The organism is Roseobacter sp. S87, from assembly GCF_055693285.1.
Window position 1 is genome coordinate 503,643 of the sequence record NZ_JBVFTR010000004.1, and the last position, 16,981, is coordinate 520,623.

At 61.1% G+C, this 16,981-nt stretch carries 15 protein-coding genes; 10 read left to right on the plus strand and 5 right to left on the minus strand.

Going from position 1 to position 16,981, the window contains the following annotated elements:
• The 10 genes from ACZ1HA_RS03320 to folD all read left to right on the plus strand — a co-directional run bounded on the left by ACZ1HA_RS03320 (nt 1) and on the right by folD (nt 11,164).
• Nucleotides 1-1,104 (plus strand): energy transducer TonB, encoded by a 1,104-nt coding sequence (locus ACZ1HA_RS03320; protein ID WP_472712863.1) that lies wholly within the window; start codon nt 1-3, stop codon nt 1,102-1,104.
• Nucleotides 1,101-2,429, plus strand: a complete 1,329-nt coding sequence (gene tolB / locus ACZ1HA_RS03325) for a Tol-Pal system beta propeller repeat protein TolB (RefSeq protein WP_472712864.1) — start codon at nt 1,101-1,103, stop codon at nt 2,427-2,429. Before ACZ1HA_RS03320 ends, tolB begins: the two co-directional genes overlap by 4 nt.
• Before the next feature lie 85 nt (nt 2,430-2,514).
• A complete protein-coding gene (gene pal / locus ACZ1HA_RS03330) occupies nt 2,515-3,036 on the plus strand; it encodes a peptidoglycan-associated lipoprotein Pal (RefSeq protein ID WP_472712865.1) in 522 nt (173 codons plus the stop codon).
• 4 nt (nt 3,037-3,040) lie between these two features.
• Nucleotides 3,041-3,883 (plus strand): tol-pal system protein YbgF, encoded by an 843-nt coding sequence (gene ybgF, locus ACZ1HA_RS03335; RefSeq protein WP_472712866.1) that lies wholly within the window; start codon nt 3,041-3,043, stop codon nt 3,881-3,883.
• A gap of 4 nt (nt 3,884-3,887) precedes the next feature.
• Nucleotides 3,888-5,135, plus strand: coding sequence for a tRNA lysidine(34) synthetase TilS (tilS, locus tag ACZ1HA_RS03340; protein WP_472712867.1), 1,248 nt, complete (start codon nt 3,888-3,890; stop codon nt 5,133-5,135).
• A gap of 81 nt (nt 5,136-5,216) precedes the next feature.
• Entirely contained in the window at nt 5,217-7,142 is a 1,926-nt protein-coding gene (gene ftsH / locus ACZ1HA_RS03345) for an ATP-dependent zinc metalloprotease FtsH (RefSeq protein WP_472712868.1), read from the plus strand.
• Between the two features lie 114 nt (nt 7,143-7,256).
• Entirely contained in the window at nt 7,257-7,853 is a 597-nt protein-coding gene (locus tag ACZ1HA_RS03350; protein WP_472712869.1) for an MOSC domain-containing protein, read from the plus strand.
• A 149-nt stretch (nt 7,854-8,002) separates the two neighbouring features.
• The gene (locus tag ACZ1HA_RS03355; RefSeq protein ID WP_472712870.1) at nt 8,003-9,679 is read left to right on the plus strand and encodes a formate--tetrahydrofolate ligase; all 1,677 of its coding nucleotides are present in this window, start codon (nt 8,003-8,005) and stop codon (nt 9,677-9,679) included.
• A gap of 98 nt (nt 9,680-9,777) precedes the next feature.
• On the plus strand, nt 9,778-10,248 hold the full coding sequence (locus ACZ1HA_RS03360; RefSeq protein ID WP_472712871.1) for a hypothetical protein: 471 nt from the start codon (nt 9,778-9,780) through the stop codon (nt 10,246-10,248).
• A gap of 13 nt (nt 10,249-10,261) precedes the next feature.
• Nucleotides 10,262-11,164 (plus strand): bifunctional methylenetetrahydrofolate dehydrogenase/methenyltetrahydrofolate cyclohydrolase FolD, encoded by a 903-nt coding sequence (folD, locus tag ACZ1HA_RS03365; RefSeq protein WP_472712872.1) that lies wholly within the window; start codon nt 10,262-10,264, stop codon nt 11,162-11,164.
• A gap of 18 nt (nt 11,165-11,182) precedes the next feature.
• Here the strand turns inward: folD and ACZ1HA_RS03370 are convergent, their stop codons facing one another.
• Genes ACZ1HA_RS03370 through ACZ1HA_RS03390 form a run of 5 tightly spaced genes read right to left on the minus strand, consistent with a single transcriptional unit; the run spans nt 11,183 to nt 16,918 of the window.
• Nucleotides 11,183-11,602 (minus strand): PaaI family thioesterase, encoded by a 420-nt coding sequence (locus tag ACZ1HA_RS03370; protein WP_472712873.1) that lies wholly within the window; start codon nt 11,600-11,602, stop codon nt 11,183-11,185.
• A complete protein-coding gene (gene pdeM, locus ACZ1HA_RS03375) occupies nt 11,599-12,276 on the minus strand; it encodes a ligase-associated DNA damage response endonuclease PdeM (RefSeq protein WP_472712874.1) in 678 nt (225 codons plus the stop codon). Before pdeM ends, ACZ1HA_RS03370 begins: the two co-directional genes overlap by 4 nt.
• 39 nt (nt 12,277-12,315) lie before the next feature.
• A complete protein-coding gene (locus tag ACZ1HA_RS03380; protein WP_472712875.1) occupies nt 12,316-14,769 on the minus strand; it encodes a ligase-associated DNA damage response DEXH box helicase in 2,454 nt (817 codons plus the stop codon).
• A 59-nt stretch (nt 14,770-14,828) separates the two neighbouring features.
• Nucleotides 14,829-15,614, minus strand: coding sequence for an NAD(P)-dependent oxidoreductase (locus tag ACZ1HA_RS03385; RefSeq protein ID WP_472712876.1), 786 nt, complete (start codon nt 15,612-15,614; stop codon nt 14,829-14,831).
• Nucleotides 15,611-16,918: an ATPase gene (locus tag ACZ1HA_RS03390; RefSeq protein WP_375228366.1), complete on the minus strand. Its 1,308-nt coding sequence runs from the start codon at nt 16,916-16,918 to the stop codon at nt 15,611-15,613. The genes ACZ1HA_RS03385 and ACZ1HA_RS03390 overlap by 4 nt, the downstream gene beginning before the upstream one ends.
• Between the last annotated feature and the right edge of the window lie 63 nt (nt 16,919-16,981).

Genomic DNA, 16,981 nt, shown 5'->3' on the forward strand with positions numbered 1-16,981 from the left:
GTGCATACCGGTCATTATATCTCTGGCGCCGGGCATCTGGTGCTGTTGGGCTGGCTGGCCTTTGGAGATGTCTTTGCGGCAGAGCCTCTGCCGTTTGAGATGACCGAAGTTGCTGTGATTTCCGGCGCGGAATATGCCGCACTTGTTGCGGCCAGCGAACCGCCGGATTCCGTCACAGAGGTGGCGCAGCCATCAAGTCCGGAAATTACCCCGGATGCGCCGGAAGTTGACGTGGCTCCCGATACGGAAACGGAACTGACCCCACCCGAAGCTGCCGAAACGCCGGAGACGGAAACGCCGCCCGATGTCTCGCAGATCGCGCCACCGCCGCCGCGCGCGGATGTCAGCGATGAGGCACCGGTTCCGCCGCAACCGCCCGCAAACGTAGCTGTGGATGTGCCCGAAATTGCAGATGTTGCGGTGCCCGAGGCCGCGGATCGTGTAGCGCCCGAAGCTGTGGCGCAGCCCGACCCGGAAGCTTTGCCCGATCCGGTGCAGCAGGATGCCGTCGCCGAGGATGAGACAAGCGCTGAAGAGCAGGAGCCGGCTGATGCGACGGCACCCGAAGCTGCAGCGACGGAAATCGTGACAGAAGCAGAAAAACCCGCGACGACCATGACAAGCTCGCTGCGTCCGCCAACACGTCCGCAGGCACCACCGGCACCGCAACAGACAGCAGCACCCGTGCCGGAAACGCCCGCTGAACCCCAGGACGCGCCGCGCGATGCTTTGGCAGATGCGATTGCCGAAGCCTCCAGCGCCCCGGCCGCACCCAGTGGTCCGCCGCTGTCAGCAGGTGAGAAGGAGGCGCTGCGCGTGGCGGTATCGAGCTGCTGGAACGTAGGGTCTTTGTCGACAGATGCGCTGGGAACAACTGTGGTTGTGACGGTGTCTATGAACCAGGACGGCAGACCGGTGAACAGCTCTATCCGGATGGCTTCCAGCTCCGGCGGCAATGATACCGCGGCCCGCCAGGCCTTCGAGGCCGCACGGCGTGCAATTATCCGGTGTGGCGCACGGGGATTTGATTTGCCGGCTGAAAAGTATGGACAGTGGCAGGAAATTGAGATGACGTTCAATCCTGAAAGGATGCGTGTCAAATGAGAGTATTGGTTTTCCTTTTTGGCCTGATGGCCCTCGTAATGACGCTGACCGCGCCGGCAACGGCTCAGGGGAACGGACCGCTGCGGATTGAAATCACCGAAGGTGTGATCGAGCCGCTGCCTTTTGCCCTGCCGGTTTTTGAAGCGGAAAACGGTGAGGCAGGCAGCGTTGCCGCACAGATCAGTCAGGTGATCGCTGCGGACCTGAGCGGAACAGGGCTTTTCCGACAGATTTCGCCGGACGCCTTTATCAGCACCGTCAGCAGTTTTGCTGCACCGGTTCAGTACGCTGACTGGAAGGCAATCAACGCCCAGGCGCTGATAACAGGTGCTGCATCTGTGCAGGGCAATCAGCTGAACGTGAAATTCCGCCTCTATGATGTGTTCTCCGGGGCCGAGCTTGGATCGGGCCTGCAGTTTTCCGGAACACCGGACGGCTGGCGCCGCATCGCCCACAAGGTGGCGGACGCGGTCTACAGCCGGATCACGGGCGAGGGCGCTTATTTTGACAGCCGTGTCGTCTATGTCGCGGAAACCGGGCCCAAGGACGCGCGGCAGAAACGGTTGGCCGTCATGGATTATGATGGCGCGAATGTGCAGTACCTGACCGGCAATGATGCGATTGTCCTTGCCCCCCGGTTCTCACCCGACGGGCGGCGCGTGCTGTATACCAGCTACGAAACAGGATTTCCGCGTGTCAATGTGCTTGATATTGCGTCGGTACAGCGACGGGCGCTGGAAAGCCAGGAAGGCACCATGAGTTTTGCGCCACGGTTTGCGCCGGACGGTGACCGCATCGTCTTTTCGCTGAGCCAGGGCGGGAATACGGACATTTATGCGATGAGCCTGGCAGGCGGGCAGCCGGTGCGGCTGACCTCTGCACCGTCAATCGAAACGGCGCCCAGCTTTTCCCCGGACGGCAGTCAGATTGTCTTTGAGAGTGATCGTTCCGGCTCCCAGCAACTCTATATCATGCCGGCGACGGGGGGCGAAGCACGGCGGATTTCTTTCGGTCCCGGACGCTATGGCACGCCGGTCTGGTCGCCCCGCGGGGACCTCGTAGCCTTTACCAAACAGAACAGCGGCCGGTTCCATATCGGTGTGATGCGCACCGACGGGTCCGAAGAGCGCCTGCTGACGGCGTCATTCCTGGACGAGGGTCCCACCTGGGCGCCGAATGGCCGGGTCATTATGTTCACGCGGGAAACTCAGGGGGCGAGCGGGCGCTCGTCGCTCTATTCCGTGGACATCACCGGGCGGAACCTGCGCCCTGTCAACACGCCCGAAGGCGGTTCCGATCCGTCCTGGTCGCCGTTGCAGGAGTAGGCGGGCAGACCGTTCCCAATACGTACGACCTGTGGTAAGTATTAACAAAACAATAAGACCCTTTTGGACATCTGAGGCAGAGAGCATGAAACTTACAGGAAAAATCGTTCTTCTGGTGGCGGGCCTTGCGCTGGCCGCCTGTACCAACCCGGGCCGTTTTGGCAATGAAGCGGGCGGTGGCGCCGGTGCCGGCGGTATCGGCAGTGGCGCAATTGTGCCGGGCAGCGCCAATGATCCAACCTCGACGGCCTATTTCAACCAGACCGTTGGTGACCGCGTTCTGTTTGCAGTGGACCAGTCAGACATCAATTCTGAGGGGCAGGTGGTTCTTGACGGTCAGGCGACCTGGCTGCTGACCAACACCGACTTTACCGCCGTTATCGAAGGCCACGCAGACGAGCAGGGAACCCGTGAGTATAACGTGGCGCTGGGGGCTCGCAGGGCCAATGCCGTGCGCGAATATCTGATCTCGCGCGGGGTGGCAGGCAATCGTCTGCGCACCGTAAGCTACGGCAAGGAGCGCCCGATCGAGATCTGCAGCAACGAGGCCTGCTACGCCAAAAATCGCCGCGCGGTGACCGTGCTGGCCGGTGGCCTTTCGGGGTAAAATGATGCGCAGTTTCGCCGCGATCGCTCTGTGTCTTTGCCTTGTTCCGGCCCTGGGGTCGGCACAGGACAACGCGGAGACTCTGGCGGATATCCGTCAGGAACTCACAGTCCTGTTCGTTGAAATGCAGAAACTGCGGCGCGAGCTGTCCACAACAGGTGCGCCGACCGTTCAGGCGGGCGGCGCCACCGTCCTGGAACGCGTCGCGGTGATCGAACGCGAAATGCAGCGTCTGACGTCAAAGACCGAAGAGCTGGAATTCCGCATCAACCGCATTGTTGAGGATGGTACCAACCGGATCGGTGATCTGGAGTTTCGCCTTGTCGAACTGGAAGGTGGCGACATTGCCGCGCTGGGCGAGACCACTACACTGGGCGGTGATGCGGGAAGCACAGGCGGCACGACAGGTGGCGGGGCCATCGCGCCGATACCCGCGCCCGACACCGGGGGTGGCACACAGCTTGCGGTAGGCGAAGAAGATGACTTCAAACGAGCGCAGCAGGCACTTGCCGACGGCAATTATCAGGCTGCAGCGGATCAGTTCGCGGCCTTCAGCCAGAATTACCCCGGCGGGCCGCTGGCTGCGGGGGCCGATCTTGGCCGCGGCGAGGCACTCGACGCGCTCGGCAATACCCGCGAGGCAGCCCGCGCCTACCTGGCCAGTTTTGGTGCTGCACCAACCGGTCCGCTCGCGGCGCAGGCGCTGTTCAGGCTTGGCCGGTCACTGGGTCAGCTGGAACAGAAATCCGAGGCCTGTGTGACGCTGGGCGAGGTGCCGATCCGGTTCCCGGATGATCCGGCAGCAGGCGAAGCCCGGGCAGAAATGCAGAGACTTGGCTGCGGGTAACCGTGTGTCTGCGGACCTTCTATCGAAAGTGCTGGATGGTCTGGCCGCCGGCCCGGGCGGTCGCCTTGGCGTGGCTGTGTCCGGTGGCAGCGACTCTGTCGCACTTCTTCATCTGCTGGCTGGTCATGCGCCGCTGCGCGATGCGGGGCTTTACTGCGTCACAGTAGATCACGGCCTGAGACCGGAAAGCGCTGCAGAGGCGCAGTTCGTCGCGGGGCTGTGCCGCGGACTGGATGTGCCGCATGAAACGCTTTGCTGGCAGGGATGGGACGGCCGGGGCAATACCCAGGATGCAGCGCGTCGGGCGCGGTACAGCCTGATGGCCGACTGGGCCCACACCCACGGGATCGCTGCGGTGGCACTGGGTCATACGCGGGATGATCAGGCGGAAACCGTTCTGATGCGTCTGGCCCGCGGGGCCGGTGTCGACGGATTGTCGGCCATGGCCATACACCGGGAGGCGCATGGCATCAGCTGGCTGCGCCCTATGCTTGGGATCGGCAGAGAAGAGCTGCGGGAAGGCCTGCGGCGCGACGGTATTTCCTGGAAAGACGACCCCGGCAACGAAAATACCGACTATGATCGCATCCGGGCACGGAAGGCACTTCGCGACCTTGAGCCACTGGGTATTGATGCCAGTCGCCTTGCGATGGTTGCCGCACATATGGCGGATGCGCGTGATGTGCTGCAGCACCAGACGCACGTGGCAGCGATGGAGCTGGTCGAAGTGCGCTGCGGCGCCGTTTGTATGCCCTGGCAGAACCTGTGCCATTTGCCTGCAGAAACGCGCCGCCGTCTGGTCACGGGCATTCTGCGCTGGATGGGGGGCGGAGACTACGCGCCCCGGCACAGCGCCGTTGCCGCACTTCTGGGATCGCTGGAGATGTCAGGTGCCGGAACGGCTGCCGGATGTCAGGCGCTGAGACGGGGGTCAGATCTCTGGGTTTTTCGCGAATATGCGGCCGTGCGTGACCTGACCGCGTCACCGGACGGGGTCTGGGATCACAGATGGACCATCACCGGACCCCCGGCGCCCGAAAATGCGGTGGTTTCTGCGGTCGGTGCACAGGACCTTGCCACCTGCGCGGGATGGCGCGACGCCGGAGTACCCCACGCGGCGATGATTGTGACGCCGGCACTGCGGCAGGATGGCCAATTGATTGCGGCACCGGAAGCACAGGCCGGGTGTCACTGGCAATCAGGGCCGCAAAGCACGAAGGATGCCCTTCTTTCGGCACTTTTATCGCATTGAAGATGGGCAATGAGTGTCTATCTTTACCTCAACCGACTATGATACGAGATGCGCAATCTGCGCAGCATTAGGAGATTTTCCTTGGGAAACGCACGCAACTTCGCATTCTGGATCGTTCTGTTCCTCCTGATCCTTGCGCTGTTTAACCTCTTCAGCGGCCCTGGCAGCACGCTGCAAAGCCGTGAAATCAGTTATTCTGAGTTCGTCAACGCGGTGGAATCCGGCCAGGTGAGCAATGTCACACTGGACGGTGAACAGGTCCGCTTCCGGCAGTCTGATGGCGCTGACTACGTGGCGATCAAACCGTCAGACGCTGAAATCACTCAGCTGCTTATCGACAATGAAGTCGCCGTCCGTGCAGAGCAGCAGCAGCAGTCAGGGTTCCAGACGTTCCTGATGTCGCTTCTGCCTTTCCTGCTGCTGATCGGTGTCTGGATCTATTTCATGAACCGGATGCAGGGCGGTGGCAAAGGCGGTGCCATGGGCTTTGGCAAATCCAAGGCCAAAATGCTGACCGAAAAGCATGGTCGCGTGACCTTTGATGATGTCGCAGGCATTGATGAGGCCAAGGAAGAGCTTGAGGAAATCGTTGAGTTCCTGCGTAACCCGCAGAAATTCAGCCGTCTGGGCGGCAAAATCCCGAAAGGTGCGCTGCTCGAGGGCCCTCCGGGGACCGGTAAGACACTTCTCGCGCGCGCCATCGCGGGTGAGGCGGGTGTGCCGTTCTTTACCATTTCGGGTTCCGATTTCGTCGAAATGTTCGTGGGCGTCGGTGCGAGCCGTGTGCGCGATATGTTCGAACAGGCCAAGAAAAATGCCCCGTGTATCGTTTTCATTGACGAGATCGACGCTGTGGGCCGGCATCGTGGCGCAGGCTATGGCGGCGGCAATGATGAGCGCGAACAGACGCTCAACCAGTTGCTGGTCGAAATGGACGGTTTTGAAGCCAACGAGGGCGTGATCATCATCGCGGCCACCAACCGCAAAGATGTACTGGACCCTGCGCTGCTGCGCCCGGGGCGCTTTGACCGCCAGGTGACGGTGGGCAATCCGGACATCAAAGGCCGCGAGAAGATTCTGGGCGTCCATGCGCGCAAAACGCCTCTGGGTCCTGATGTGGATCTGCGTATTATCGCGCGTGGCACACCCGGGTTCTCAGGGGCAGATCTGGCCAACCTGGTCAATGAGGCCGCCCTCGGTGCGGCCCGCGTTGGCCGGCGGTTCGTCTCGATGATCGATTTCGAGCAGGCCAAGGACAAGATCATGATGGGCGCGGAGCGCCGGTCGATGGTCATGACCGATGCGCAGAAAGAGATGACTGCCTATCATGAAGCGGGTCACGCGCTGGTCGGCATGCTGCTGCCAAAATGTGATCCGGTCTACAAGGCGACGATCATCCCGCGTGGTGGCGCCCTTGGTATGGTGATGAGCCTGCCTGAAATGGACCGCCTGAACATGTTCAAGGACGAATGCCACCAGCGTCTGGCCATGACCATGGCGGGCAAGGCGGCTGAAATCTACAAGTACGGCCCGGACGCGGTGTCAAACGGTCCGGCTGGGGACATTATGCAGGCCTCGGGTCTGGCGCGGGCCATGGTGCTGCAGTGGGGCATGTCGGACAAGGTCGGTAACATCGACTATTCCGAAGCCGCACAGGGCTATCAGGGGAACACGGCAGGGTTCTCGGTGTCCGCCAACACCAAAGAACTGATCGAGGAAGAGGTCCAGAAGTTCATCCAGGACGGCTATGAATGGGCGCTGAAACTGATCAAAGAGAACGAAGAACAGTTTGAGCGTCTGGCACAGGGGCTTCTGGAATACGAGACACTGACCGGCGACGAAATCCAGCGTGTGATGAACGGCGAGCCGCCGGTCCCGCCCGCGGATGAAGATGACAAACCGGACAGTGGATCGGCGCCGAGCCTTACAGGTATCCCGAAAGCCAAGTCGAAGAGCCGCAAGACACCGCCTTCGGATGACGGGATGGAACCTGAACCTTCCACGTGATCACGCTGCCTGAACGCTGTGTAACAAAATATCATCGGGCCCCGCATGTGCGGGGCCTTTTCTTTTGCCACACCGCGCGCCAGTGTCCGGGCAGGACCAGAGACGGAGACCAATATGCCCGCGCTGAAACCCACCGACTTTACGGCGACTGTGAAGTGGCTCGGTCGTGTGACCGACCAGGACAGTGACCTGCGTGCCGAGCCCCTTGATGGCGCAGCGCTGAGCTTTGACGGTATCACGGGGGAGATGCACGGCGGTCCGACTCGACCGGCCTGTTCGCGGACCCTGGCCCAGCATCCGCGCGGTACAACCCTGCGCAATGTGCGGCAGCTGACGATCCTGTCCGCTGAGGAGCTTGCGTTGATTGCTGCCGAAACGGGTGCTGAAGCGCTCGACCCGGCCCTGCTTGGGGCGTCGATGGTTATCGAAGGCATTCCGGATTTCACGCATGTGCCGCCGTCTTCGCGCCTGCAGCTGCCGGATGGCGCCTGTCTGGTAATCGACATGGAAAACCGCCCCTGCACGTACCTTGGCCGCGATATCGCAAAAGACCACCCGGACCTTGGCCCCCGGTTCAAACCAGCGGCCCGTAACCGCCGTGGCGTGACGGCCTGGGTCGAGCGTGAGGGTCACGTCAGCGTCGGGGATCAGGTTAAGCTGCATGTGCCGGACCAGCCCGTCTGGGCGCATCTGGACGCCGCGCGTCGGTAGCATTCGTTTCCGAAAAGAAACGATCATCGCCTTTGCCGACGCAACCGGCAGCGGAAATGTCGGAAATACCCCCTGTCCGGACGGGCATGCCTGTGTATGCAGAGAGCAGCAACAGTGCCCGACGCGGGCGACCTTCAGGGGATTCTTCCATGGCCTACAAATCCGATATCGAAATTGCGCGCGCCGCGTCCAAGCAGCCGATCCAGGAGATCGGCGCAAAGCTCGGCATTTCCAGCGATGATCTGCTGCCGTACGGCCATGACAAGGCGAAGGTTAGCCAGAAGTTCATCAACTCCGTACAGGGCAATACAGACGGCAAACTGATCCTCGTGACAGCGATCAACCCGACACCCGCAGGCGAGGGGAAGACCACAACCACTGTCGGGCTGGGCGATGGCCTGAACCGCATCGGCAAGAAAGCAGCCGTCTGCATCCGCGAAGCATCGCTCGGGCCCAACTTTGGCATGAAGGGTGGCGCTGCCGGTGGTGGCTATGCGCAGGTTGTCCCGATGGAAGAAATGAACCTGCACTTTACAGGCGATTTCCATGCGATCACCTCGGCGCACTCGCTGCTCAGCGCGATGATCGACAATCACATCTACTGGGGCAACAGCCTTGAGATCGACACCCGCCGCGTCGTGTGGCGCCGCGTTGTCGACATGAACGACCGCGCTCTGCGTCAGATTACGGCGTCTCTGGGTGGTGTGGCTAACGGTTTCCCGCGCGAGGCCGGTTTTGACATCACTGTGGCCTCTGAGGTCATGGCGATCCTTTGCCTGGCCAAAGACCTGACCGACCTGCAGAAACGTCTGGGCGATATGATCGTGGCTTACCGCCGTGACCGCAGCCCTGTCTTTGCACGCGACATCAAGGCCGATGGCGCGATGACCGTGCTCCTGAAGGACGCGATGCAACCGAACCTGGTTCAGACGCTGGAAAACAACCCGGCCTTTGTACACGGCGGCCCGTTTGCAAACATCGCCCACGGCTGTAACTCGGTTATCGCGACCACAACAGCGCTGAAACTGGCGGATTATGTGGTGACCGAGGCGGGTTTTGGCGCGGATCTGGGTGCCGAGAAATTCCTGAACATCAAGTGCCGTAAAGCAGGCCTCGCACCGTCCTGTGTGGTTGTCGTGGCAACCGTACGTGCGATGAAGATGAACGGTGGTGTGGCCAAAGCGGACCTTGGCGCGGAAAACGTCGACGCGGTCAAAAACGGCTGTGCAAACCTCGGCCGTCACATCGAAAACGTGAAATCCTTTGGCGTGCCGGTCGTGGTAGCGATCAACCACTTTGTCACGGACACAGACGCTGAAGTGCAGGCGGTGAAGGATTATGTGGCCGGGCAGGGCGCAGAAGCTGTGCTGTCGCGTCACTGGGAACTGGGGTCGGAGGGTTCGGCAGATCTGGCTACCAAAGTGGTCGAGACCATCGAAAAGGGTGAAGCGGACTTCGCACCGATCTATCCCGATGACATGGGGCTGGCGGACAAGATCAACACCATCGCCACAAAGATCTACCGCGCCGACAGCGCGCAGATGGACCAGAAGATCCTGAACCAGCTCAAGGACTGGGAAGACCAGGGTTATGGCAACCTGCCGGTCTGCATGGCGAAAACGCAGTACAGCTTCACCACAGACCCCAACGAGCGCGGCGCGCCCACCGGGTTTGACATCCCTGTGCGTGAGGTGCGTCTGAGTGCCGGTGCCGGTTTTGTTGTCGCCATCTGCGGTGAGATCATGACCATGCCGGGCCTGCCGCGCGTACCGTCGGCCGAAGCGATCTGCCTCAACGCGGACGGCGATGTTGAGGGTCTGTTCTGATCGCAGGGCGTCACGAGACAGTGTTCAGAGGGCAGCAGGCTTGCCCTCTGGCCGTGGCCGCCGCAAGCTGGTGACATGATCTCAAGAAGGACATTATCATGACCAGACTGTTCGCAGCCCTTTTCGCCCTTGTTTTTGCCTGTGCTGTCGCCGCCGAAGACCGCTATGTCGGCTATTACTACCCCGAAATAACGTCGGAAGAGACCTTCGACCGGGTTATCCGTGCAAGCCAGGGCGCAGGCAAAGCCGTCCGGGTGGATTTTGTAAACGTGCTGACAACGGCGCAGCTCGAAGCACCGGAAAGCCCGCGTTTCGTCTTCTTTGCCAAGGGCGAAGATGCAGCGACGCTCATTCTGACAGGGCTGGATGATGACGTTTTCTCGTCCATTTACCGCGCGCGCGCCATTCTTGCGCAGCTGACGGTATCGGTGCGGCGTGGTGGCTTCTTCCGTCAGGAAGAACTGCAGTACGTCGCGACATTCTATGACCTGCTGCAACTGATGCAGTTTGATGAACTGCTGATCACAGACGGTGAATCCTGGACGCACAGGGTCACCTTTTCAAGATAACAGGAAGAGACAGATGACAGCCAAAATCATTGACGGAAAAGCCTTTGCCGCGCAGGTGCGCGCCCAGGTGGCGGAGCATGTGACCCGTCTGAAATCTGAGCACGGCATCACGCCGGGTCTGGCTGTTGTGCTGGTTGGGGAGGACCCCGCCAGTCAGGTTTATGTGCGTTCCAAAGGTAAGATGACCGTTGAGGCGGGCATGAAATCTGTCGAGCACCGGCTGGATGCGGATACGTCCGAGGCCGATCTGCTGGCAGTGATCGAACAGCTGAACAACGATCCGGAAATCCACGGGATTCTTGTTCAGCTGCCGCTGCCTGGTCATCTGAACGAAGACCTTGTGATCAATTCGATCAGCCCGGAAAAAGATGTGGATGGCTTCCACATCTCAAACGTCGGCCTTCTGGGCACGGGGCAAAAGTCCATGGTGCCCTGTACGCCGCTTGGGTGTCTGATGATGCTGCGCGACCATCACGGCTCGCTCTCTGGTATGGACGCTGTTGTGATCGGGCGCAGCAATATCGTTGGCAAACCAATGGCGCAGCTTCTGCTTGGCGACAGCTGCACCGTGACGATAGCGCACAGCCGCACGAAGGATCTGGCCGACGTGGTCCGCCGCGCAGATATCGTTGTGGCGGCCGTCGGACGCCCGGAAATGGTGCCGGGCGACTGGATCAAACCGGGCGCGACGGTCATCGACGTGGGCATCAACCGTCTGGATGCACCAGAGCGTGGCGAAGGCAAAACCCGCCTCGTTGGGGATGTGGACTATGACAGCTGTGCAGCCGTTGCTGGCGCAATCACACCTGTGCCGGGCGGTGTTGGCCCGATGACGATTGCCTGCCTGCTGGCGAATACAGTCACAGCCTGCTGCCGCTCAAACGGTCTTGCCGAACCGGAAGGTCTCACCGCCTGATCTGGTCGGGTCTGGAAATCAGCGGGGCACAGGAACCATTGTGCCCTGCAGCACTGCAATCAGAACCGCGTCGCTACCGGTAATGGCGTGCACTTCGGAGCTGACAACCACGAGCCGCTTGCCGGGTTTGATGACACGCCCGGTCGCCCGCAGATAGTCACCGCGCGCAGGGGCGAGCAGGTTGATCTTGATCTCTGCCGTGACCACCTCATTTTCCGGCGCCATTGTTGTCAGCGCCGCATATCCCGCAGCGCTGTCGCCAATCGAAAATGTGAGACCGGCATGTCCGAAGCCCTGCTGCTGCAGGCTGCCGGGCAGAATGGGAGCCTCGATCACGACCTGTCCGCGCGAAATATCTGCGATGGTGGCACCAAGTGTCGTCATCATGGCCTGCGCATCAAAACTTGCATTGATCCGCGCGAGTTCGTCTTCGGTCATACGGCAGTTTCCCTTCCCGGCATTGGCACCCGTAACGGCTGCGGACCCGTCAGCACGGCAAATGCGTCCGGTCCCATAAGGCTGGCAAGCGCGCTGTCGTGTGAACTGAGCCCGCCCGTGTAGGTCCCATAGGCCGGCAGGATAAGGCGGGCGCTGTCAAACAAAAAGGCAGGGCGTGTCACCCGCCGCCCGCGCACCTGCAGGGCGGCCTTAGGGTGGTAGTGTCCGGACACTTCGCCACGCGCGCCGTCGCGGGCGATATGCCGGAAGGTCAGCGGGCCAAGGCTGACCTCCTGCTGATGCGTGCCGCCGAATTCCAGCGGGCCCGGATCATGGTTCCCCTCAATCCAGGCCCAGCTGCGTCCGGCCTGCAGCCGTGTGATCCAGAGACGTTCTGCGTCCGGCAGCGCGTCCGCCGCGGACAGATCATCAAAGCTGTCACCAAGGCAGATCACCTGACGCGCATTCGTAAAGGCAAGGTCTTCGCCCAGTCGGGTCAGCGTATCGCGGGTTTCATAGGGGGGCAGCGATTGTCCTGACCGCCGGGCAACGCGTTCAGATTTCCCTAAGTGCAGGTCCGAGACGCAGAGTAATTTCTCACCCGGCCACCAGAGCGCTCCGGAGCCCAACGCCCGAAGCGGCACACCGGCGAAAGAGAAGTCGTGGTAGTTCATGATTTGTTCATGCCGCAACGCGGGCGCGGGCGCAAGACATCAGTACCCGACGCGCCAGCGCGGCCTGTCGGCCGGCTGCGGGGTGATCTGCGCCAGACCGGAGCTTTCCATCAGGCGCTCGGCTTCTTCTGCCAACAGGCGTTCCTCTGCGGCGCCTTTCACCGGAACCCGGCCCATCTCCAGGAACATCGGTGCGGCCAGCGGGCTGACCCGGTCGAGTACCCTGTGATCGATCCGGCCCGCTACACGCTGCGCCATCTCCTCGATCCGGCCAAAATCAACGAGGCCGCGCAGTGCCTCCTCGCGCGTGATGTCCAGCAGCAGATGCCCCGGGTCATATTTCTGCAGCGTGTCATAGAGGATGTCAGAGCTGAAGGTTGCCTGGCGGCCGGTCTTTCGGGCAGAGGGTGTATTACGCTGTATCAGCCCGGCAATGGTCGCGCTGGCCCGGAATGTCCGTTTCATCACGGCGTTGCCCGCGAGCCAGGTTTCCAGCCCGTCCTGCAGCGCATCCAGATCGAAAAGCGGGGCAGGCTCGTGAATCCGGTCGAGCCCCCAGATCAGGGTCGCGTAGTCGGTCGCGACAAATCCCAGCGGGTTGAGGCCGGTTTCTTCCATGCGTTTCGTCAGCAGCAGGCCCAGTGTCTGCTGTCCGTTTCTGCCGGCAAAGCCATAGACAACCGTCTGTTCCCGCCCGTCATGCGCAAAGCTCTCGATCAGCAGGCGACCCGGAGCAGGCAGTGCGCTGACCTTACGCTGCAGCGCAAGCCATTCGGCGGTATGCGCCGGCAGTTCAGGCCAGTCCTTTTGCTGGAACATCTCGATCACCCGCGCGCTCAGCTGTGTGGACGTTGCGAATTTCGTCCCCATAAAGGTAGCAACCTTAGGCTTTTTGGCGGCGTTCCGGCTGACCTCAACCGTCATTTCGCGCAGCCCCTCATAGCGCACGATCTGACCACCGATCAGAAAGGTATCGCCAGGTGTCAGCGAGGCGGCGAACCCCTCTTCGATTTCGCCCAGCGGTTTGCCACCGCGGCTCCGGCGCAGCCTGACCTTCAGGGTGTCGGTGTCCTGAATCGTGCCGATGTTCATCCGGATCTGGCGGGCTGCGCGCGGGTCGCGCAGCTGCCATCTGCCGTCGGCAGTCTGCAACAGCCGCTGCCACTGGTCATAGACCCGCAGCGCGTACCCGCCCGTCGCACAGAAATCGAGACACCGGTCAAATTCATCGCGCGCGAGGTCCGCATATGCGCCCACTGATGTGACTTCCTCGTAAAGGGCCGCAGCATCAAAAGGACCCGCACAGGCGGTGATCAGGATATGCTGGCACAGAACGTCACGGGGGCCACGTCGGCCCGGATCGCCATCCAGATCGCCTGCGCGCACGGCGTCGAGAGCTGCAACGCATTCGACAACTTCGAACCGGTTGGCGGGTACGAGAAGCGCCTTTGACGGCGCGTTGTACCGGTGGTTTGCACGGCCGATCCGCTGCACCAGCCGCTTGACGTTCTTGGGCGCGCCGATCTGAATGACCAGATCGACATCGCCCCAGTCGATGCCCAGATCGAGGCTGCCGGTACAGACAATGGCCCGCAGATCGCCCCGCACCATCGCCGCTTCGACCTTTTCGCGCTGCTGCCGGTCGAGGGATCCGTGATGAATGCCGATCGGCAGGGCATCGTCATTGGCAAGCCACAGATTATGAAAGAAAATCTCTGCCTGTGCCCGGGTGTTGTGAAAGATCAGCGCGGTTTTGTGTTTGCGGACTTCGTTCAGCACGGCCGGGATGGAATAAGCGGCGTTGCCACCGGCCCAGGGCGGTGCCTCTTCTGTTGTGAGCATGGAAATATCCGGTGCCGGTCCGGGGTCCGCGTGCAGGATGTCACAGGGATCCGGATGGCGGGCCAGCATGCGGGCAATGGCCTGCGGGTCATCGACGGTCGCTGATAAACCGACGCGGCGCATGTCAGGGCAAAGCTGTTGCAGACGGCCAAGCGCCAGCATCAGCTGGTCCCCGCGTTTTGATTCCGCCAGCGCATGGATTTCGTCTACGATGACGCGCTTCAGCCCGGCAAACATTCTCGGGGCATCCTCGTAGCTTGTGAGCAGAGCCAGGCTTTCAGGTGTTGTCAGCAGAATATGCGGCGGGTCGGCCCGCTGGCGCTTCTTTCTGCTGGCCGGTGTGTCGCCGGTGCGGTCTTCAATCCGGATGGGCAGCTGCATTTCGGTGACCGGTGTGGTCAGGTTACGTTTGATGTCAGCTGCCAGCGCCTTGAGTGGCGAAATGTAAAGAGTATGCAGACCATCGTGCGGGGTGGTGGCCAGATCCGTCAGCGTGGGTAGAAAACCGGCCAGCGTTTTACCGCCGCCCGTCGGTGCGATCAGCAGCAGAGCAGGGTCATCCGCCCGGTCCAGCATCGCCTGCTGGTGCGGGTGAACGGACCAGTCACGCGAGGCAAACCAGTTTGTGAATGTATCGGGCAATCCGGGCATGAACAGCAGGATAGCGCATGGTGGAAAACCGGCCAGTCTTAAAACCCGTCAGGCCTGTTTCAGCTGCGGGGCTTCAGCTCCCGGATCGCTGCCTGGACGGTGCGTGGCAGGGACGTGTCCGCGCCGTCCGGCGCCGCATCGAGCGCGCTTTCAATGTCCTTGACCAGAATGCCGATCGAGTTTTCAGCATCCATACCTTCATTGAAAAATTCGATGTCCGTGCCGCCAGAGGCGAACCAGTTCTGACCGGATGACGTGTGGATGAGCGCCAGTAGCCGGTCGGGATCGATCCCACCCGCTTCTGCCCAGTCCAGCACAAGGCGTGTCATTGCCGTATTCGAGGCCGCCAGCAGGTTGTTGAGGACCTTGGCCTGCATCCCGGCGCCGAAACCGCCCATATGATGCAGAGAGGACCCCATGGCTTGCAAAAGAGGCCGTGCAGCGTCGATATCCGCGGTAGTGCCGCCCAGCATAAAGGTCAGCCTTGCCTCCCGGGCGGCGATCTGTGCGCCGGACATCGGCGCGTCGATCAGCGTGATATGGGGCGCAATCAGGTCGCGCAGCCCAGCCACATAGACCGGGCTGAGGGTGGAGCAGATCAGAATACGTTCCAGTCCCGGAACAGAGGCGAACCCCTGTTCACCGAAAAGCACTTCGTGCGTTTCCGGAATGTCCCGGACGACGGTGATCAGGGTTTTCAACCCGGATGTGAACGCAGCGGCGCTGGTGGTAATTCCCGAGGCCTGCACCGGTCTGACGTCAAACCCGCGCGCGTCGAAACCGGCAGCGCGCAGGGCGGCCAGCATCGGCGCGCCCATACGACCGCATCCGGCAACGCCGATCATTTCACAATATGCTCGTCCTTGACGAACATGTTTGCCCAGGCGCGGTCCACAAGCTCCGGTGACATTTGGTAGGGGATTCCTTCGAATTCGCAGATGGAGATCATCTGGTCGATCAGGAAGATCGGCTGGTAATTGGCATAAACGTTGTCGATCTCAGGGTAGCGGACCTTGAGCAGGTGTACCAGCGTGGCCTCATCCAGCGGCATCTTCCGCTTTTTTGCGACCATGGCAAAGATTTTCAGGAAGTTTTCCTGGTTCGGCCCGTCGATTTTGATCTTGAAGAAGATCCGGCGCAGGGCGGCCTGGTCGAAAATCTCATTCGGGTGAAAGTTCGTGGAGAAGATAACCAGCGTGTCGAACGGTACCTCGAATTTCTCGCCGGACTGCAACGCCAGAATATCCTTGCTTTCCTCAAGCGGAACAATCCAGCGGTTTACGATGCTTTGGGGAGGCTCTTTCTGGCGGCCAAGGTCGTCGACGATGAAGATGCCGCCGGTGGATTTCAGCTGCAAAGGCGCCTGATAGGTCCGGGCCGTCGGGTTGTACACCAGGTCCAGCATGTCGAGCGACAGTTCACCCCCGGTGATCACCGTGGGCCGTTCGCATTTAACATAGCGCATGTCATAGGGCGTCGCACGGCGCAGTGAATTGGGATTATCCTCATATTCCTCGGCAGCGGAATGCACGATGGGATCATAGACCGTGATGACCTGGCCTGCATATTCGATTGCCCGCGGCACAAATACCTTGTCGCCGAGAGCGTCGCGGATGCCGTTGGAAATGGAGGATTTACCGTTGCCCGGAGGGCCATACATCAGGATTGACCGTCCGGCAGACACCGCCGGGCCGAGGTGACCCAGAAGACTGTCGGGCAGAACAAGATGGCCCATGGCATTTGTCAGCTGATCCCGGGTGATCTGTACGTTACGCACGGACTGGCGCTTGATCTGTTCGCTGTAGACATCGAGCGGCACGGGCATTGCGCCAAAGTATTCTGACTGCGCCAGCGCATCGAGGGCACGCGATTTGCCCTGTTCGGTCAGCTGATAGCCCATTTCATTGCCGTTGTTGGCGTTGAGCGTACCTGTCGCTTCGAGCAGGCGCTGTGTTCGCGCCATGTCCACCAGTTCCTGCGTGACGGGGATGGGCAGACAGATCGCTTTGCTCAGATCGCTGACCATGTCGATGTTCTTGCGGAACATGGTTTTGAGGAGAATGTCGCGCATCATGACCGTCGGCAGGCGCATCTCGTCCAGCGTCCGGGGAGGCGGTGGCGACATTACGTTGGCGGTCTGCATGTTCATTGATGTTTTCCCTCGTGTCAGGCGGTTTCCCGGCAGGAGCCGGGCGTTACACTGTCACCTAAA